Below are 18,912 nucleotides of genomic sequence, written 5' to 3'. Positions count from 1 at the left end.
TTTCTATTTTTCCTTTAAAACTTCATCCACAAGCTTTTTCAAATCCTCGAAGGTCACAGGGCCTACGTGATCGACAACAAGCTTGCCTTTAGTATCATACACAAGAAGACGTGGAATGGACTGAATCCCAAACGTTTCATATACATCAGATTCTGCTACATGGACCGGATAATTCAGCCCAAACTCTTTCACTGCTTTTTCAGCAAGTGCCACGTCTTCATCTACTGAAATTCCAATCAACAACAAATCGTCATCAGAAAACGCAGCACGCGTCTTTACTAAATCCGGCATCTCTTCACGACATGGCGGACACCATGAAGCCCAAAAATTCACAACCGTAACTTTGCCTTTACCACTATTAATAAGTTTAATCACTTCGACAGTATCAACTTTCTTCAGTGGTTCAGCTACGGCTGACTTCGCCCCGAAAAGGACAGATATCGCCATGCATAATAATGCAATGTGAATTACGGATTTAATAGATTTCATGCTGACTATTTCTCCTCTAAAAACGATTGTGCGACTCGTACAGCTGAAACTGCATCTTCAGAGTAGCCATGGGCACCGATTGTCTCAGCAAAAGCAGCAGTAACAACAGCACCGCCGACCATTACTTTCACATCATCCATGCCACGTTCTTTCAATAAGGACACAGTATCTTCCATACGCACCATTGTTGTTGTCATCAAAGCAGAAAGCCCAATAATTTTTGCACCTTGCTCTGCGGCTGCATCTACAATTGTTTCCGCTTTAACGTCTTTACCAAGATCAATGACATCAAAACCATGGTTGCCAAGCATTAAGCATACGATATTTTTTCCAATATCATGAATATCGCCTTCAACTGTTGCCATGATTACTTTAGGACGGACGGCTGCTGCAGCATCCTTCTCCAACAAAGGACGAAGCAAAGAAAAACCGTGCTGCATAGTTTCAGCAGACCGAAGCAGCTGTGGAAGGAAATACTCTTTACGCTCATACTTTACACCCACTTCTGTAATAGCTGGAATAAGCATACCGTTCACAATTTCAAACGGTTCAATGTTCTTTTCCAGTTCAGCTTCAATCAAGCCGAGAACAGCATCTTTGTTGCCCTTCACGACAGCTTCAAAGACAGTGGTTGCGGCACTGCTGGAAACAGAGCCTCCGGCAACAACAGTACCGGCCCCAGATTTCCAGTCAGTATAACCAGCAATAAAACGTTCAGCATTTTCATCACGGCCAAGCAGAACCTCAGAAGCCGCAAGTGTCTCACAGATCTGCGGGTTACCCGGATGTGCAATGCAGGAGCTCAAACCTTTTGCTACAGCCATAGCAAGGAAAGTACCGTTCAATAACGGTCTGGCCGGTAATCCAAAAGAAATATTAGAAAGCCCGATAGTAGTCGGCAAGCCAAGCTTCGTACAGTACTCTACTGTTTCAAGGCATGCTAACGCCGCTTCTGGCTTGGAAGATACAGCAAGAGCAAGAACATCAACAATAACAAGACGACGCGGGATACCAAGAGCGTCTACTTTTTCCAACATATTATCGATGATTGCGACACGGTCCTTCGCCGCCACTGGCAGTTTGCTGCCTGTGAGAGGAAGCATAATGAAAGGCGCACCGTATTTCTTACACAAAGGCCCCAACCGTTCCAAACGACCTTCTTCACCACTAATAGAGTTTACCAGCGCAGACGCAGGATAAACCTTTAATGCAGCTTCAACCGCGTCCATGTTCGAAGAGTCAATAGAAAGCGGTACAGGGAACTGGGATACCAACTTTTCTAACAGCTCTGGCAGAATGACAGTCTCATCAACCATTGGCGCGCCCACATTCACGTCAAGAACAGGGGCTCCGCAGTCGAGCTGCTCCTGAGCAAACATCAATGCGGATGTCAGCTGACCATTCTGAAGTTCGGCAATCAGCTGTTTTTTTCCAGTTGGGTTAATACGCTCACCAATAATACGAGCAGGATGATCTTTGCCGAAACGAACGGCCTGTGAACGGGAGGTCAGGCATAAGCAATCATTCACGCGAAGAACAGGTTTAGCAGTCAGCCCATCAACAGCTGAAACTAAAGCCGCGATATGATCAGGGGAGGTACCACAGCAGCCACCAAGGCAACGGGCACCCATTTCTGCAAACACCTTAGTCTGTGTAGCAAAAGATTCTGGATCAAGACGGAAAACTGTATTGCCATCTTCATCAAGTTCAGGAAGACCAGCGTTAGGCATAACCAGCACTGGAACTGTTGAGTATTCAAGCATCTCCTGCACTACAGAAACCATCTGTTCTGGCCCTGCACTACAGTTTGTTGCAACAAAATCAACGCCCATGTTAAGCATGGTTTCAACAAATACTTCCGGAGAAGAACCTGTCAGAGACATGCCGTTTTCGAACGTCATGGATGCGCCCACAGGCAGGTCGCATACTTCACGCACTGCCACTACAGCCGCACGTAATTCTGCTACATCAAAATGAGTTTCACAAATAACAAGATCAATACCACCCTCTACAAGGCCAGTAATCTGATCTTTGTATGAATTAACAAGCTCAGAAAACTCAACATCACCCAATGGGCGCAAAAAATGTCCGGTAGGACCAACGCTACCTGCTACATAAACTTCTCTACCGGATTCAACGGCTGCACGCTTGGCAGCAGCTGCCATTTCGCGGTTAAAACCAACAACATCGATACCTTCCGGAAGCTTATATGAAGTTCCGCCAAAAGTATTAGTAGTAAGAACTGTAGCACCGGCATGGGCATAGTCACTATGAACCCCCTGCAAAACATCAGGGTTTGACATACACCAGACTTCCGGACTTACACCGGCTGTCAACCCGCGTGCTTGCAGCATTGTTCCCATTGCACCATCGAAAAATATAAACTCACCAGAAGACAAGGCACTACGAAAATCTGCCACAAACAACTCCTAAACGTGTCCAAAAAGTATTTTCGCGCCACACACGGCGTCAAATCATTAATTTAAGAAAGTATTGCTCTACTGAAAAACATTGAAAAGAACAAACAAAAACTATATAGTTTGTTATTGGTAAATAGCACGTATCCACACGGTTAACCAGACATAGATACTGCGTAACAACAGTGTTTGTGCCAAGCCATAAAGGATTATATAAAAACAGGATTATGACCAAATCTAAAAACAACACTAAGAATTCCCTTGAAGACAACAATGCAACTGATGTCGAAACTCTCGACATAGAAGATTCTGACGAAGAGGAAAGCTTAGATATTGATCCTGTTATCGATATTACAGAAGAAGACGACAGCGAAACGCCTGACACCTTGCCGGTATTCGTAGATAAAAGCTCTTCTGCGCGCGCTCGCTCAACCGACTCCCTGAGTACATATTTACGCGAAATCAGCAAGTTTCCCATGCTCAAACCTGACGAAGAGTTTGAATTAGCCAAACGTGTGCAGGAGAATAACGACTCAGATGCTGCGTTTCGTCTTGTTTCCTCCCATCTCCGCCTTGTTGTTAAAATTGCAATGGACTTCCAGCGCCGCTGGATGCAAAACGTTCTCGACCTGATTCAGGAAGGCAACGTTGGTCTTATGCGCGCAGTTAACAAGTTTGACCCTGATAAAGGCATCAAATTCTCCTATTATGCTTCCTTCTGGATTAAAGCATACATTCTAAAATTTATTATGGATAACTGGAGACTTGTAAAAGTTGGTACTACGCAGGCTCAGCGAAAACTGTTCTACAATCTTAACAAAGAACGCCAGCGTCTGATCTCTCAGGGGTTTGATCCAGACGCTGCCATGCTGTCAAAAAAACTCAATGTCTCAGAAGAACAGGTCGTTGAAATGGAACAACGTCTGGATGCTTCTGACATGTCACTTAACATTCCGGTTGGGGATGACACAGGTGGCGCCACTAAAATGGACTTTCTGCCTGCCCTCGGCCCAGGCATTGAAGATGTTCTTTCAGATCATCAAATGGCTGAAATGCTTACTCAAAAAATTAGCGAGATTGAACACAAGTTCAACGATAAGGAACTTGAAATCCTGCACAAACGATTATTGTCTGATGATCCGGTAACGCTGCGTGAAATCGGAGAACAGTTCGGCATTACACGCGAACGAGTCAGACAAATCGAGGCACGATTGCTGCAAAAAATTCGTGATCACTTATTTAAGGAAATTAAAGACTTTTCCAAAGATTGGATTCAGCGCTAGGGGTATTCCAGCTACCCCAAACATTTATCCCTAATATGGACTTTAACTATGCGTACAAATAACAAACGCTTTCGTTCTGTTATCATGTTCTGCTGCGCGCTGTTGCTCGTCTCCGGTTGTGCTGCAAATATGCCTGAGCCGCAGACTGCAACTTCCCAAGTACTTAATGCAGATGCTGCAACAACCTATCACTACCTTCTTTTTGAGGAAGCTGCGAGAAACAACGACTACCGCAAAGCTGAAGACGCGCTAGCAAAACTCCTGACACTGTCGCCTCCGCCGGAATTGTATGTCGAAGCTGTTACATTTCACCTTCGCAACAACAGGATCATTACCGGTCGCAAGGTAGCGATCCAGGGCACAAAAGCATTTCCTGATAACTTTCGATTAGTGCTGCTCAAAGCAGAATCCTATCGACTGGAAGACAAACTGGAACGTGCAGTTGAGGTGTTAAGAGACTATTTAGAAAAACACCCAAAATCAGATGATGCGTTTCGCGCAATCGGACTGCTTTATTTTGACAGTGGCAAATTTCCTGAAGCCGTTGATGCCTTCCGTGAAAGTGATGAAAAAAAGCGCTCTCCCATCACTCGCCTATACCTTGCAAAAGCACTCATCCAGCTTAAAAAATATGATGACGCTGAAAAAGAATTACTCAGCGCAACTGAACAAAAAAACAATATACTCGAGACATGGTCTGAACTGGCACGCCTCTACGAACTAAAACAAGATTATGTTCTGGCAGAACAGGCATACGAGCAACTTATTACTGCTGACACTTCAAATGAAATTAGCTGGCTGCGTCTTATCAACCTTAACCTCAAGCTCAACAATCCGGCTAAGGCTGTTGAACTTGTGGAAATAGGCCCTGCATCTGACGAATTCACACTAGAAGCAGCTACAATCTTTATTAGTGAAGGATTCTACAAAGAAGCTAAAACAATGCTTGAGCCATTTGCTGAAGCCAAAAGGCCTGTTGAAGTTTTCTTCCACCTCGCACTCATTGCTTTTGAATACGAAAAAAATCTCCCAAAGGCTCTTGAGTTGTTGAACAACATCCCACAGGGCAATCCTACTTGGACAAAAAGTTTAGAATTTAGAAGCCGGCTTATGTACGAACTGGGCAAAACAGATGAAGCTATTGCGCTGGTTCAATCTGCCCGCGAGCGAGACCCAAGAAGTCGATTCATTCTTGAACTTGAAACTGAATTATTAATGGCAGCCAAACGCCCAAAGGACGCGTTAAAAACCATTAATTCAGCACTCAAAACTTGGCCCGACGATCAGGAATTACTGTTTACCAAGGGATCGATTTATCATTCCATTGGTGAGAAAAAACTTGCACTTGAAACCATGGAGCAAATCATCAGTAATGATCCTGAATACTTCAAGGCGCTGAACTTTGTAGGCTACACTCTTGCTGAGATGGGAAAAGATCTCGATCGTGCACTGGTGTTAGTTCGCACTGCTGCGACCCTTGCACCAGGCCAGCCATATATCCTTGATTCGTTAGCGTGGGTTTATTTTTTACGTAATGATTACAAAAACGCATGGACATATATTACCCAAGCCGTAACTCTTGGAACTAACGATCCAACCATTTGGGAACATTACGGTGACATTGCCAAGCAGCGCGGAAATATAGTTGAAGCCCAAAAAGGCTATGAAAATGCGCTCAGACAACACAGTAATCCGGCGTTAATCAAACAAAAGCTCAAGGACTTATAAATGAAAAGACTGCTCCGTCTGGCTTCTGTTCTTTTCAGCATTCTTTTTCTGACCGCCTGTGCGCAGCGCGCACCACAGATACGCATAGACCAGCAGGCACCGCAAACTGAAGCCCAACGAGTATGGGCAAAATACCGTGCAAATGCTGAGCAAAAATCATCAGCAAGGCCATTCAGCCTGAGTTCATCTTTTCGTTTCAAGACTCCGGACTCAAGCAATCGGGCATCATTACGAGTTTGGGGAAATGGTCAAGCTCCTGCCCGTATAGACATCCTTGGGCCATTCGGATCCGTGGTCGCCAGCTTGCGCCTCAGTGAGACCCGATCAGTAGTCTATGAACCGGAAAGCAAACGTGCGGTCTATTCTGATTCAGGACAAAATCTATTCGTGCGCCTGGGGCTACCGGTACCGGTATCTGTTCAGGACATCATCGCACTCTTGCGCGGTAACTACGAAAAGCTTTTCCCAACAACATATGACACTGCCTACGTTGAAGGGACTTCTAATATTGCGTATACATTCTCTTCACAGTCGAAGAGTAATAACACGTCACAAACATTGACGGATGGCGTCCTTGTCTTAAATAAACAAGGACTTCCTGTTGTCTGGGAGCAAAAAGATAAGTCCATGTCCATCTCTTTTGAGAAATACGACAAAGGACTACCTAACAAGATTAAAGTGTTTGCCGGAACAGAAAGAAGTGCACTCTTTTTAATCAAAGAACGCACAACTCCGGTAAGCCCATTTGAGCCACAAGCACTTGATCTTGTACTACCACCAGACACTAAACTTGAACAAATGAGACCAATGCTTTAAGCACTGGAACTTTTTACTGTATGGTACATACTGCTTACCCGATTAATACGCAGTAACCACCGCAATATGCTCTGAAGCATTGCAAACTATACGAGGGAACAATGTCTGACAATTCTGCACCTGAGAAAGAAAAATCTGTTTTCGAAAACCTTTGCTTTGGAATTTCCGTCTGGAAACAGAACATAAAACGCATGTTTTCTGACATTCTTCATTCTTTTGAGATAAAGCAGCTTGAAAAGCGTTTAGAGCAAGAGTATGCAGCACTCGGCAAGGTGACTTCCTACCATCTTGAGGAACATGAAGATAAACCTGCTGTTCCGTCTTTTGAAATGACAAGCGCTGCAAAACAGATAAGCTTCTTAAAAGAAGAAATTGCGCGCCTTAAAGAAGCGCACAAGCAGGACGCATAACTCGGCGATTACGCCGCGAGTAACATAGAGGTAACAATGTCTAAGAAAGTATTTATCGGCGCGGATCATGGTGGCTATTCACTTAAAGTCGCTCTCGTAGAACACCTTACTAAGAAAGGCTACGATGTTGCAGACATGGGCTGTTACTCCACCGAAAGCACAGACTACCCAATGTACGCAGAAAAAGTTTGTACAAAGGTTCTGGAAGAAAACGCGCTTGGTATTCTTGTTTGCGGCACTGGCATCGGCATGTCCATGGCTGCCAACCGTATTCCGGGCATTCGTGCTGCGCTTGCAACTAACGAATTCCATGCTCGCCTTACCCGCCAGCACAACAACGCAAACGTACTTTGCCTTGGCGAACGTGTTACTGGCCCTGGCGTTGCAATAAACCTTGCTGAAATTTTCATTGAAACCGAATTTGAAGGCGGCCGTCACCAGCGTCGCATTGACCAGTTCGACAAAGCGTAGAAGGAATCCTACGACCATGCAGCTCTACAATACTCTTAAACATAAGAAAGAGACGTTTACTCCTCTCACAGAAGGCAAAGTGAATATGTATGTATGTGGCATCACCGCATACGACCTTTGTCACATTGGTCACGCTCGATCTGCAGTGGTTTTTGACGTTCTCGTTCGCTACCTTCGCAGCACTGGTCTTGAAGTTATGTTTGCACGTAACTTCACCGACGTTGATGACAAAATCATCAAACGCGCTAACGAAGAAGGCCTGAGCAGCAAAGAGATCGCAGAAAAGTACATCCAGACTTTCTATGAAGACATGGATGCACTTAATGTTCTTCGTGCCGATATTGAGCCAAAGTGTACTGAACACATTGATGACATGATCACTATGTGTGAAGACCTCATTGCAAAAGGCAAAGCATACTCTACTGAATCCGGCGACGTATACTTCCGCGTTCGTGAATTCAAAGACTACGGTAAGCTTTCCGGCCGTGATGTTGACGACATGCGCTCTGGCGCACGCATTGCACCGGGTGATGAAAAAGAGGATCCACTTGATTTTGCACTTTGGAAAGGCGCAAAACCAGGTGAACCTTCATGGGAAAGCCCTTGGGGCGCTGGGCGTCCAGGCTGGCATATTGAATGCTCTGCTATGAGTCATCGCCATATGCCTTTGCCTCTGGATATCCACGGCGGTGGACTTGACCTAATCTTCCCGCATCATGAAAACGAAATCGCACAGAGCGAAGCTGCTACTGAAAAAGAGATGGCTCGCTTCTGGGTTCATAACGGTTTTGTACAGATTGACTCTGAAAAGATGTCCAAATCTCTCGGTAACTTTAAAACCATCCGAGACATTCTGGAGTCATACCTTCCAGAAGTGCTTCGTTTCTTCTTACTGACCAAGCACTACCGCAGCCCTATCGACTTTAGCTTTATCGCTATGGACGAAGCTGAAAAGAGCATTAAACGTATTTACGAAACTAAGCTCGCTGTTCGTAACGAACTCAACAAGTCCAAGTGGAGCAAAGCAGCTCTTCCTGAAGACATTGTAAAAGAATACGAAGAACAAAACGCTGCATTTGATGCTGCTATGGCTGATGATATGAACACTGCAGGCGCAACCGGTCATATCTTCACCCTCGTTCGTCTTATGAACCGCATCATTGAAGATAAAGGCATGCGTAAATCCGAAGGTGCTAAAGCACTTTTCGAGCACTTCATTGCCGACTTCACTAAATGGAGCAACGTGTTGGGTATATTCGGCCTTGATGCAGAAGCTTTCCTGCAGGATCTTAAAATCAAGCGCGCTACCCGCAAAAACATCTCCATTGATGCCATTGAAGACCTTATGGTACAGCGTCTCGAAGCCCGAAAAAACAAAGACTTTGAAGCCGCTGATACTATCAGGGAAAAACTTACTGAATTGGGCGTAGATGTACGAGATACACCTGCAGGCCCTGTATGGGATGTAATCTAACTATGAAAAAAGCACTGCAACATTATCACACAACGAACAACGCTCCATTCTGGAAAAACCTCTTGTGCGCTCTTGTTGCAGTGCTTATTGTAGCCCTGCCGCCTGTTCAACTTGCAAAAGCAAATATTCTCGACACGTTCGGGAAATTCGGTGTTAAAGAAGAAGCTGAGCTTGGTAAAAAGTTCAGCATTCTCGTCAAATCTAGAATGCCGATCATTGAAGACCCAGAAATAGTCTCCTACGTAGAAGGAGTTCTCGACAGGCTTCAAGAACATATCCCACCCCAGCCATTCCCGTTTGAAGTTAATGTTATTGTGGACGACACCTTGAATGCCTTCGCGGTACCAGGGGGGTACGTTTTTGTTCACACAGGAATGCTGCTGGAAATGGAACACGAATCCGAACTTGCAGGCGTACTTGCTCACGAACTTGCTCACATCACACAGAGACATATTGCAAAGCGCATTGAAAAATCACAAAAAGTTCAATTAATAAGTCTTGTGGGAATGCTCGCTGGTGCGGTTCTTGGCGCAACAACTGAAAGTGGCTCAAATGTTACCGGCGGGCTCATCACCGGCTCTATGGCTGCGGGGCAAGCTGCCCTGCTTAACTACAGCCGTGATGATGAACGTGAAGCTGACCATATGGGACTTATTTACCTTACTGAGGCAGGATACAACCCAAAAGGCTTAGCTAACAGCTTTGCAAAAATCCGCAAACGTAAATGGCAATCCGGCTCCAACATGCCGACATACCTTTCCACTCACCCTGCTGTAGAAGAGCGTCAGGATTACTTAGCAGACCGTGTTGCATCTCTGCCTAAGGATTTGCAAGACCGCCCTGAAAATGACACCAAATTTAAACGAGTCCAAACCCTCGTTCGCTCCCAGTTCACCGATCCAGCAACTGCACTTACTTACTTCGCAAAACAGGAACAAACCCCATTAATCCTTATGGGACAAGGCATTGCAGCAGCAAGAATTAATAAAGTAAAACAAGCTGCCGACTTTTTTGAGCGTGCAGTGGAAGGCGCGCCAAAAGATTATTTAGTTCTCCGTGAGGCCGGTAAATTCCACTACACGAAAGGCGACACTAATAAAGCGATTTTTCTGCTTCAAAAAGCCGCTGTTCGAAATCCAGATGACCTGATGACCCTTTTCTACTACGCACGCTTATTAAACGATAAAGGTGATTCAAAAACAGCAGCAACATATTACCAGAAAATTTTACAAGTGCTTCCTGAAGACTCTGAAGTACATTTTTTCTATGGAAAAATGCTTGGACAAAGTGGCGACGAGTTCAACGGGCACCTACATCTTGCATACAGTGCTTTGTACCGGAACGACGCTAAGAAGACAGCATATCATATGAAAAAAGCTAAAGCGGTTGCTACTAATGAGAAGCAAACAGCGGCTCTTGAGTTACTTAAAAAACAACGTGATGAACGAGCTGCCTACTGGGAATAATTTTTTATGTTGCATACCAAACCAAGCAACACCATTCCCCTTTCTATCTGAATAACCTCGATTCACATTCGATAAGCATAATATAAGGATTTGTTATGGAACTTCGTGGAACAACTATTCTTGCTGTTAAAAATGCTAATGGCGTAGCAATGGCTGGTGACGGTCAGGTAACGCTTGGACAGTCTATTGTTATGAAACATCAGGCACGTAAGGTTCGCCGTATCTACCGTGAAAAAGTCATTGCCGGCTTTGCTGGTGCGACAGCAGATGCTTTTACTCTGTTCGAACGTTGCGAAGCTAAACTTGAAGAGTTTGGCGGTAACCTTCTCCGTGCATCTGTAGAAATGGCTAAAGACTGGCGTTCCGATAAGTACCTGCGTAAGCTTGAGGCAATGCTTATTGTTGCAGACGCTGAGTATATTTTTATCATCAGCGGTAATGGTGACGTAATTGAGCCGGACGACAACATCGCAGCAATTGGCAGCGGTGGCGCATATGCACTTTCTGCAGCACGTAGTTTACAGCGTCATACAGAAATGGATGCCGAAGACATTTGCCGCAACGCAATGGCTATTGCCGCCGAAATCTGCGTATTCACCAACGAGAACCTCACTGTCGAAACCATTAGCGCATAACACATGACCATCACACAGCCAGACTCTGTCACCCTGCGCGCAGGGTGTAAGATAAATCTTCATCTAGAAATTACAGGAGTTAGAGAAGACGGGTATCATGAGCTTGATACCCTCTTCTTTCCCCTTCAAGAGCCCTTCGACACCATTACGATTGCTAAAGGTTCTGCCGGAACAGGCCTAATACTTAATTGTCCTGCTCTCTCCATTCCCCCTGAAAAAAATATTATCTACAAAAGCTGGGAAAAATTTGGTGCAGCCACTGGCTGGAAACCAGATCTGAAGATTTCCGTTGAAAAAGGCATTCCAGACGGTGCAGGCCTTGGCGGTGGTAGCTCAGATGCTGCAGTTGTTCTCAATTATCTTAATAAATACTGCCCAAATAATGCACTGTCTGCCGATGCGCTGAACAAACTTGCAGCAACCATCGGCGCCGATGTCCCGTTCTTTCTTAATAACGTCCCAGCGCATGCAACCGGCATAGGTGATGTATTAACTCCATCAGATATAACATTAGAAGGATACTCTCTTGTTCTTATCTGTCCGGATGTGAGCATCTCCACCCCATGGGCTTTTGCGGCATGGGACAAAGCAATGCTTCAAGAGCCTAGCTGTAATAATAAGAAAGAATTCTTGACAACTGCAACTTCAAAAGATAGAAAGCACTCCTCTCGTGCCTTGTGGCTTTTTAATAGTTTTGAAGTGGTGGTATACTCGGCCTTTCCGAAGCTGCGGGCGTACAAAGATAAACTCATTGAATTTGGTGCCGTAGGCGCTGTCATGAGTGGAAGCGGTTCTAGCATCTTTGCTTTGTATAGAGAAATGGAACAGGCTGCTCGTGCTGCAACTGCCTTAAAGGCTGAAGGCGTTGCCACATATCTCCACCATCTGTAATTGTAATACTGGGACGTAGCCAAGTTGGTAAGGCATCGGGTTTTGGTCCCGACATTCGCGGGTTCGAGTCCTGCCGTCCCAGCCATTTTACAGATAACTAACTACAACCCCCAATATGGTACCATGAACGGCGATCTAAAAATCCTCACCGGCTCTTCCAATCCTGCGTTGGCAGAAGCAATCTGTAGCCACTTAGGCTGCGAGCTTACTCCAACCCTTTGTGAAACTTTCAGCGATGGCGAATGCCGCATCGAGATCGGTGCAAATGTACGAGGCGACGACGTATTTGTTGTTCTCTCTACTTCTGCTCCAGTTAACGATAACCTCATGCAGCTTTGCCTTATGCTCGACGCCCTCAAGCGTGCTAGTGTTGGCCGCGTGACTGCAGTCGTTCCTTACTACGGATACGCACGTCAGGATCGTAAAGTTGCTCCTCGTGCGCCTATCAGCGCAAAAGTTGTTGCGGACTTCCTGACTGCTGCAGGTATGGACCGCCTCGTAACCGTAGACCTCCACGCAGGCCAGATTCAGGGCTTCTTTGATGCTCCTGTAGACAACCTCTACGCTGCTCCTGTTATGCTTGACCGCCTCCGTGGAATCCAGAGCGAAAAAGGTGAAATTGTACTGGTTTCTCCTGACGCTGGTGGTGTTGAACGTGCTCGTGCTTACGCAAAACGTCTTAACGCCGGTCTTGCAATCATCGATAAACGTCGTGACAAGCCAAACCAGGCTCAAGCAATGCACGTTATCGGTGATGTAAAAGATAAAATCGCCATCGTTGTCGACGACATGATCGATACAGCAGGCACCATGTGCGCTGCTGCAGACGTTCTTATGAACAACGGTGCCAAAGAAGTTATGGCTTGTACCACTCACCCTGTTCTCTCAGGTCCTGCCATTGAACGTCTTTGTAACTCAGCTTTCACAAAAGTTTTTGTTACCGATACTATTGAGCTCGGTGACAAACTCAACCGTTGCGAAAAGCTTGAAGTACTCTCTATTGCAGGTCTTCTTGCTAAAGCAATTCATAATATCCACACGGAATCCTCCGTTAGCGTTCTTTTTGTTTAAAGAGCGCGTCTGCAGCGAGTGAAAAACCTCGTGGTGGAAACTTTAAGGAGTCATTTAAATGTCTGAAAAAATCACTTTTTCCGTAACTAAGCGTGAAGGTCTTGGTAAAGGCGCTAACCGTAAACTTCGTGTTGAAGCTAAAGTTCCTGGTATCTTCTACAGCACTACCGGCGAAAACATCCCTGTACAGATGGATGAAATGCCTCTCGTAAAACTTTACGAAAAAGCTGGCCTTACCAACGTTATCGCTCTCGATATTGACGGCGAAGTTAAAGATTGTCTCATCTGGAAACTTGAGCGCCATCCGTTCAAAAACCGTCTCCAGCATGTTGACTTCTACGGTGTTGATGCAGAAAAAGAACTCCGCATCAAAATTCCAGTTCGCATCACCGGTTCCTCTAAGGGTGTTAAACTCGGTGGCCGTCTTGAAGAGTACCGTCAGGTAATTACCGTTTCTGCTAAGCCTGCAGATATTCCTAACGAAGTTGTTGTTGATATCACTGACTTTGATATCAACACTTTTGTTAAAGTTAGCGAAATCGAGCTTCCAGAAAACGTTTCTGCTTACTACGACGACGACTTCAAAGTACTCGCAGTAGTACCTGGTCGTGGTTCTGCTAAAGCAGCAGAAGCTGAATAAGCGAATTCCTAGTGAAATCGTTGGCCTCATGCTTTGGCATGAGGCCATTTGCTTTTATTGGATTCACGTAACAGGATAGCTATGAATATTTCCGGAGTAATCGTTGGATTAGGAAATCCGGGTAAAGAGTACGAAAGTACCCGGCACAACCTCGGTTTCATGGTTGCTGACTATCTGCTGGAAGATGCGCAGCGTTTTTCACCAGATGCATGCTCCCCTCTTTCTATCGGAAAGAAAAAATATGATGCATGGAAATGCAGAATAGGCACATCCCGTAATTTTTGGCTCATCATTAAGCCAATGACCTACATGAACCTTTCTGGTGAAGCAGTTGGTCATGCATGTAAATATTTCGACATCAAACCAGAACAGGTCGTTGTATTGCATGACGAATTAGATTTACCACTTGGACGAATGAAGTTTAAAATTGGTGGCGGTCACGCAGGTCACAATGGTCTACGCTCCATTGAACAACACCTCGGGAGCCGCAATTTTAATCGCATGCGTCTTGGTATCGGCAAACCAGAACATGGTTCCGTATCCAACTACGTTCTCAACCGTTTCACAAAATCAGAACTCGCTGATGTTGAAATGGTTCTTGAAGGTGCCCGAAAAGGTATTGAAGCGTTTGTTACATCCGGCTTTGATGAAGCTGTCAAAGTAACCAACGCCTTTAAACTTCCCTAATTCTTCGATTAGATAACCATAGACTCTTAGTGCACTTTGCGTTAGAGTGTGATTCGCGTTACATGATGTAACGCAGATATTGCAAGGAGACTCGCTGTGTTCGCTCAGGATCAATTAGTAGTATACCCAGCTCAGGGTGTAGGCAAAGTAGAAAGAATCGAGACTCAGACTGTTGGCGGTACCGAGGCTGAATTCTACTTCATCCGGATACTGAGCAACAATGTGACCCTCATGGTACCAGTTGTCACTGCTGGCAACGTATTACGTCCGTTGTGTACCCATGAAGAAGGTCTTGATCTTCTTAAATCTCTTGATGACCGTTCTGGCTTCACTGGTTACACCGGTCAAAACTGGAACCGTCGTTATCGTGAATATTCCGATAAACTGAAAAGTGGTGCTCTTGAAGACGTTGCGTACGTTCTTAAGGAACTCCTTCTTATCGGTAAAGATAAAGAACTTTCATTCGGTGAGCGTCGCTTGCTGGAGCAGGCAATGGGTCTTATTACCCTTGAAATTGCTCACGCAACTGACCGTACCCAAGAAGCTGTTCAAGAACAAATTGAAGAAATGTTTGCAGATGTAATCGCTGCACAGGAAAAAAAATAGTCACACTTTCTTGTCATTTTTTTCCTGATAAGCTATTTTCTTCTAGATACGTTACACGTTTTCTTCAGTCCCCCTAATTGACACTGCTCAACGTCTTTGTCCTTCCGTCGGGGGACGCATATACTTCCCTAACTATGTCATCGGCTATGTCTCATAGCTTTTCTATGTACGCACGTACATGTTCTATTCAAATTAAACCTTTCCTTTGAGTCTATATGGCAACTAAAAAAGACGTCGAAGAAGCGAAGCAGGAAAAACCTCGTAGAACAACAGCTACTCGTCCTACGACCCGTAAACGCAGAACCCCTGCTGCTCCTCGCGGTGAAAAATCCCGACGAGCCCCAGCGCCTCAATTTACCCCCGATCCAAACGCCGATCCAAGCGAAGGTCTCAATCTTTCTGAACTGAAACGTAAGCCTGCAGCTGAGCTCATGGAGCTTGCGAAGGAATACGAGATTGAAAACCCAAGCAATATGCGCAAGCAGGAACTAATTTTTGCGTTACTGCAAAAATGTGCTGCACAAAATGGTGCTATTTTTGGCGAAGGGGTTCTCGAAATCCTTCCAGATGGTTTTGGCTTCCTACGCTCACCAATGTACAGCTACATGCCTGGGCCGGATGATATTTATGTTTCTCCTTCTCAGATTAGACGTTTTGGCCTACGTAAAGGTGACGTAGTTTCAGGACAAATTAGACCTCCCAAAGAAGGCGAACGCTACTTTGCCCTCCTCAGAGTCAACGAAATTGGCTTTGAACCACCAGAGAAATCCCGTAACTTAGTCCTTTTCGACAACCTCACTCCTATCTATCCAGAGCGTCAGCTCGTAATGGAAAACGGAAAAGAAAATCTTTCCGGCAGAGTTATCGATCTGATGGCACCTATCGGTTGTGGACAGCGTGGTCTCATTGTCGCACCTCCACGAACTGGTAAGACCATTCTTCTTCAGTCTCTGGCTAACTCCATCAATGCAAACAACCCGGATGTATGCCTTATCATCCTGCTTATTGATGAGCGCCCTGAAGAAGTAACAGATATGGAGCGTACAGTTAAAAACGCAGAAGTTATTAGCTCTACTTTTGATGAACCTCCCCAGCGCCACGTTCAGGTTGCAGAGATGGTTCAAGAAAAAGCTAAGCGTCTCGTAGAACGCGGTAAAGACGTTGTTATTCTGCTTGACTCTATTACTCGACTCGGACGTGCATACAACGCAGTTACACCTTCATCCGGTCGCGTTCTTTCCGGTGGTCTGGATGCTAACGCACTGCAACGTCCAAAGCGCTTCTTTGGCGCGGCACGTAATCTTGAGGAAGGCGGCAGCTTAACCATTATTGCCACAGCTCTTATTGATACTGGCTCCAGAATGGACGAAGTAATCTTTGAAGAGTTTAAAGGCACTGGTAACCTTGATATCTACCTTGACCGTCATCTCGCTGAAAAACGCGTCTTCCCGGCTATTGATATCAACCGCACTGGTACCCGTAAGGAAGATCTTCTTCTCGGTACTGAAATGCTCAATAAGATTTGGATTCTTCGCAAAATTCTTGCTCCAATGTCCACCATTGACAGCATGGATTTCTTACTCGACAAAATGCGCAAGACCAAAAGCAACAACGAGTTCTTCCTTTCTATGAATAAGTAAGAACGACTTTGGTATTCAATAAAAAACCTCGCTTCGGCGAGGTTTTTTATTGTCTGTAGCCCTTAAGCTGCGTCGTTTCTTTTCTCCTCAATGAAAGACCTCGGCCCTCCCTGCCCCACACAAATGGACTGTTCTCAACCCGCTTTCACATCTCACCGCTATAGTTCAAAAGCAGTCCCTCATTAGGTAAGGTAACCCTCTCTCCTTATTGCGAACAAAAAAAGACGCTGTCCAGAGACAGCGTCTTTTTAATTCGTATATATCGTTCAGTCTAGATTTCACGTTTGCGGATAGCAAGGGAGATGCAGCATGCTGCGCCGCCCCAAGTTACGCCAAGACCGAGTACCATCATGATGATTGCTGAAGTAGTCATAATATTATCTCCTTAAATTCTCTATTAAGAGTAGTGCTGGAATTGTTTATGTGACTGCTTTTTCTGGAGGAAAATTGCAACCAGAAATGCCAGAGGCAAAATAGACCAACCAAACATCACAAGGTCAGACATTGGGTACCCACCGTATGGAACAGTAATCTTGTTGTAGAGGCTAGAAAGGAAAGAGTAGCCAAGAACAAGCACTGTAATGATACGCAGGCTGAATGCCCAAAGTTTGCCTACAGAGAAGTCGGAATGTGCATTCACATCTTCACGAACTTCATCAAGTCCAATAACCCAGCTAATGAGCACAATTTCAACGAGAGCTGCAAAGAGTAAACAAATGTTGTTGATAAAGTGGTCAACGATATCGAGAATCAACAAACCAGCGCCTGTGGTGAACACAGCAGTAAGAGAAAATCCGACAATACAGAGAACTGTTACCGCTTTCTGACGGGAAGCACCAAATTTATCGATCAGGGAAGAAGCAACCGCTTCTACAATAGAAATATGGGAACTTACGCCAGCCATTGTGAGACACAGGAAGAATACAGTACCAAAGAACAGTGGTGCTGGCATTGTGTTGATAGCAGCAGGAATGGTGACAAAGGCAAGACCAACACCTGCACCTGCTACGTCAGACACCGCCTGACCTGTAGAATGCGCCATGCTGCCAAGAACAGAGAAGATCATGATACCGGCAAGCATAGAGAAACCACAGTTAATGAATACTGTCATCGCTGCGTTGTTACAAATATCAGCATTTTTAGGCAGGTAGCTTGAGTAAGCGATCATAATACCGAAGCCAATGGACAGAGAGAAGAATATCTGACCATATGCAGCTGCCCAAACACCAAAGTCTGTAAGCTTAGAAAAGTCTGGAGTGAAAAGGAAATCAAGACCTACAGTAGCACCAGGCAGTGTAATTACGCGACCAATGAAAACGAGTACCAGTGCAAAAAGAAGCGGAATAAGAATCTTACAAGCACGCTCAATACCACCGCGGATACCTGAGTTACAAGCAAGCCATGTTAAACCCCATGTCAGTGCACAGGCACCAAAAATTGGCCAGCGAATTCCACCAAGCTCTGTCGGGGAAGAAGTAAGACCAAGGTACTCACCAAAGAAGAACCCTTTGGTATCGGTGCCCCAAGCACCATCAATAGCAAAGCCAAGGTAATTCATTGTCCAGCCGATTACTGCAGCGTAGTAAACTGCAATAATTGCTGCGATAACGATTTGAACCCAACCAAGCCATTCGTATTTTGAGTTAACAGCGGCAAGAACTTTAGGAGCAGAGCCTTTATATTTATGACCAAGGCCAAATTCCATGATCATAAACGGGATACCTGCAGTCAGCAGTGCAAAAATGTACGGAATGAAGAATGCACCACCGCCGTTTTCGTACGCCATGTACGGAAAACGCCAGATATTACCCAAGCCAATAGCAGAACCAACAGCAGCAAGAATGAATCCCGCGCGGGATCCCCACTGTTCACGATTTTCCATAGCAACACCTCGACTAAATTTAACACACAACAGTGAATGCACCTTTCAGCAGAATAAACATTACAATTTGAAGAATACAGTAGCAGCAGACGATATTTTCGGCACAATCGTCGGGATGCTTACTCTCAAATTTGTAAAACTGTTGCCTGCATCAGGCGTTCACTTCCCATTCGTTAAGTTCGAAGTACGTTCAGATCACAAAAATGTCTACTCATTTCTTACAGAATTGTTCAATCAAATTTCTCAAAATTGAAAAAAATGAAGATAATTATCTGTTTTATTAACCATATCAATATTTCCAACTAT

General features: G+C 45.1%; 18 protein-coding genes and 1 tRNA gene. 15 read left to right on the top strand and 4 right to left on the bottom strand.

Features of this window, described 5'->3' with window-relative positions; genetic code table 11:
• Positions 1-3: 3 nt before the first annotated feature.
• Both BUR09_RS03405 and BUR09_RS03400 read right to left on the bottom strand, forming a co-directional pair.
• Complete coding sequence (locus tag BUR09_RS03405) at positions 4-489, bottom strand: TlpA family protein disulfide reductase (RefSeq protein WP_074215530.1); 486 nt, start codon at positions 487-489, stop codon at positions 4-6.
• Between the two features lie 5 nt (positions 490-494).
• Positions 495-2,909, bottom strand: coding sequence for a homocysteine S-methyltransferase family protein (locus tag BUR09_RS03400; protein WP_074215529.1), 2,415 nt, complete (start codon positions 2,907-2,909; stop codon positions 495-497).
• Between the two features lie 224 nt (positions 2,910-3,133).
• Here BUR09_RS03400 and BUR09_RS03395 point away from each other — a divergent pair, with 224 nt between their 5' ends.
• From BUR09_RS03395 to rho, 15 genes are all read left to right on the top strand, one after another.
• Positions 3,134-4,189: an RNA polymerase factor sigma-32 gene (locus BUR09_RS03395; RefSeq protein ID WP_074215528.1), complete on the top strand. Its 1,056-nt coding sequence runs from the start codon at positions 3,134-3,136 to the stop codon at positions 4,187-4,189.
• Positions 4,190-4,237: 48 nt separating this feature from the next.
• Positions 4,238-5,917, top strand: a complete 1,680-nt coding sequence (locus tag BUR09_RS03390) for a tetratricopeptide repeat protein (RefSeq protein WP_074215527.1) — start codon at positions 4,238-4,240, stop codon at positions 5,915-5,917.
• Complete coding sequence (locus BUR09_RS03385; protein WP_074215526.1) at positions 5,918-6,733, top strand: LolA-like protein; 816 nt, start codon at positions 5,918-5,920, stop codon at positions 6,731-6,733. It abuts the gene before it with no gap.
• Between the two features lie 101 nt (positions 6,734-6,834).
• Complete coding sequence (locus BUR09_RS03380) at positions 6,835-7,143, top strand: hypothetical protein (RefSeq protein ID WP_074215525.1); 309 nt, start codon at positions 6,835-6,837, stop codon at positions 7,141-7,143.
• A gap of 36 nt (positions 7,144-7,179) precedes the next feature.
• Complete coding sequence (gene rpiB / locus BUR09_RS03375; protein WP_074215524.1) at positions 7,180-7,614, top strand: ribose 5-phosphate isomerase B; 435 nt, start codon at positions 7,180-7,182, stop codon at positions 7,612-7,614.
• A gap of 16 nt (positions 7,615-7,630) precedes the next feature.
• Positions 7,631-9,088 (top strand): cysteine--tRNA ligase, encoded by a 1,458-nt coding sequence (cysS, locus tag BUR09_RS03370; protein ID WP_074215523.1) that lies wholly within the window; start codon positions 7,631-7,633, stop codon positions 9,086-9,088.
• Positions 9,073-10,554: a beta-barrel assembly-enhancing protease gene (locus BUR09_RS03365; protein ID WP_245796690.1), complete on the top strand. Its 1,482-nt coding sequence runs from the start codon at positions 9,073-9,075 to the stop codon at positions 10,552-10,554. Before cysS ends, BUR09_RS03365 begins: the two co-directional genes overlap by 16 nt.
• Before the next feature lie 95 nt (positions 10,555-10,649).
• Entirely contained in the window at positions 10,650-11,189 is a 540-nt protein-coding gene (gene hslV / locus BUR09_RS03360) for an ATP-dependent protease subunit HslV (protein WP_074215521.1), read from the top strand.
• A gap of 3 nt (positions 11,190-11,192) precedes the next feature.
• A complete protein-coding gene (gene ispE, locus BUR09_RS03355; RefSeq protein WP_074215520.1) occupies positions 11,193-12,080 on the top strand; it encodes a 4-(cytidine 5'-diphospho)-2-C-methyl-D-erythritol kinase in 888 nt (295 codons plus the stop codon).
• 9 nt (positions 12,081-12,089) lie between these two features.
• Positions 12,090-12,165 (top strand) — tRNA-Gln (locus BUR09_RS03350).
• A gap of 38 nt (positions 12,166-12,203) precedes the next feature.
• Positions 12,204-13,151, top strand: coding sequence for a ribose-phosphate diphosphokinase (locus BUR09_RS03345; protein WP_074215519.1), 948 nt, complete (start codon positions 12,204-12,206; stop codon positions 13,149-13,151).
• A gap of 58 nt (positions 13,152-13,209) precedes the next feature.
• Entirely contained in the window at positions 13,210-13,791 is a 582-nt protein-coding gene (locus BUR09_RS03340) for a 50S ribosomal protein L25 (RefSeq protein ID WP_074215518.1), read from the top strand.
• A gap of 81 nt (positions 13,792-13,872) precedes the next feature.
• Positions 13,873-14,478, top strand: coding sequence for an aminoacyl-tRNA hydrolase (gene pth, locus BUR09_RS03335; RefSeq protein ID WP_074215517.1), 606 nt, complete (start codon positions 13,873-13,875; stop codon positions 14,476-14,478).
• 96 nt (positions 14,479-14,574) lie between these two features.
• A complete protein-coding gene (locus BUR09_RS03330) occupies positions 14,575-15,084 on the top strand; it encodes a CarD family transcriptional regulator (RefSeq protein WP_074215516.1) in 510 nt (169 codons plus the stop codon).
• Between the two features lie 215 nt (positions 15,085-15,299).
• Positions 15,300-16,724 (top strand): transcription termination factor Rho, encoded by a 1,425-nt coding sequence (rho, locus tag BUR09_RS03325; RefSeq protein ID WP_281248130.1) that lies wholly within the window; start codon positions 15,300-15,302, stop codon positions 16,722-16,724.
• A gap of 271 nt (positions 16,725-16,995) precedes the next feature.
• On the opposite strand, the gene BUR09_RS16630 is transcribed toward rho, so the two are convergent.
• Entirely contained in the window at positions 16,996-17,097 is a 102-nt protein-coding gene (locus BUR09_RS16630) for a methionine/alanine import family NSS transporter small subunit (protein WP_139296726.1), read from the bottom strand.
• Between the two features lie 24 nt (positions 17,098-17,121).
• Positions 17,122-18,606, bottom strand: coding sequence for a sodium-dependent transporter (locus BUR09_RS03320; RefSeq protein WP_074215515.1), 1,485 nt, complete (start codon positions 18,604-18,606; stop codon positions 17,122-17,124).
• Positions 18,607-18,912 lie beyond the last annotated feature (306 nt).

Source organism: Halodesulfovibrio marinisediminis DSM 17456 (assembly GCF_900129975.1).
Taxonomy (GTDB): domain Bacteria; phylum Desulfobacterota; class Desulfovibrionia; order Desulfovibrionales; family Desulfovibrionaceae; genus Halodesulfovibrio; species Halodesulfovibrio marinisediminis.
This window is presented reverse-complemented; position numbering and strand designations above follow the sequence as displayed.

Excerpts from the sequence above, each read along its gene's own strand:
- BUR09_RS03405 (WP_074215530.1), bottom strand. The coding sequence starts at position 489 with ATGAAATCTATTAAATCCGTAATTCACATTGCATTATTATGCATGGCG.
- BUR09_RS03395 (WP_074215528.1), top strand. The coding sequence starts at position 3,134 with ATGACCAAATCTAAAAACAACACTAAGAATTCCCTTGAAGACAACAAT.
- BUR09_RS03390 (WP_074215527.1), top strand. The coding sequence starts at position 4,238 with ATGCGTACAAATAACAAACGCTTTCGTTCTGTTATCATGTTCTGCTGC.
- BUR09_RS03385 (WP_074215526.1), top strand. The coding sequence starts at position 5,918 with ATGAAAAGACTGCTCCGTCTGGCTTCTGTTCTTTTCAGCATTCTTTTT.
- BUR09_RS03380 (WP_074215525.1), top strand. The coding sequence starts at position 6,835 with ATGTCTGACAATTCTGCACCTGAGAAAGAAAAATCTGTTTTCGAAAAC.
- rpiB (WP_074215524.1), top strand. The coding sequence starts at position 7,180 with ATGTCTAAGAAAGTATTTATCGGCGCGGATCATGGTGGCTATTCACTT.
- cysS (WP_074215523.1), top strand. The coding sequence starts at position 7,631 with ATGCAGCTCTACAATACTCTTAAACATAAGAAAGAGACGTTTACTCCT.
- BUR09_RS03365 (WP_245796690.1), top strand. The coding sequence starts at position 9,073 with ATGGGATGTAATCTAACTATGAAAAAAGCACTGCAACATTATCACACA.
- hslV (WP_074215521.1), top strand. The coding sequence starts at position 10,650 with ATGGAACTTCGTGGAACAACTATTCTTGCTGTTAAAAATGCTAATGGC.
- ispE (WP_074215520.1), top strand. The coding sequence starts at position 11,193 with ATGACCATCACACAGCCAGACTCTGTCACCCTGCGCGCAGGGTGTAAG.
- BUR09_RS03345 (WP_074215519.1), top strand. The coding sequence starts at position 12,204 with ATGAACGGCGATCTAAAAATCCTCACCGGCTCTTCCAATCCTGCGTTG.
- BUR09_RS03340 (WP_074215518.1), top strand. The coding sequence starts at position 13,210 with ATGTCTGAAAAAATCACTTTTTCCGTAACTAAGCGTGAAGGTCTTGGT.
- pth (WP_074215517.1), top strand. The coding sequence starts at position 13,873 with ATGAATATTTCCGGAGTAATCGTTGGATTAGGAAATCCGGGTAAAGAG.
- rho (WP_281248130.1), top strand. The coding sequence starts at position 15,300 with ATGGCAACTAAAAAAGACGTCGAAGAAGCGAAGCAGGAAAAACCTCGT.
- BUR09_RS16630 (WP_139296726.1), bottom strand. The coding sequence starts at position 17,097 with ATGACTACTTCAGCAATCATCATGATGGTACTCGGTCTTGGCGTAACT.
- BUR09_RS03320 (WP_074215515.1), bottom strand. The coding sequence starts at position 18,606 with ATGGAAAATCGTGAACAGTGGGGATCCCGCGCGGGATTCATTCTTGCT.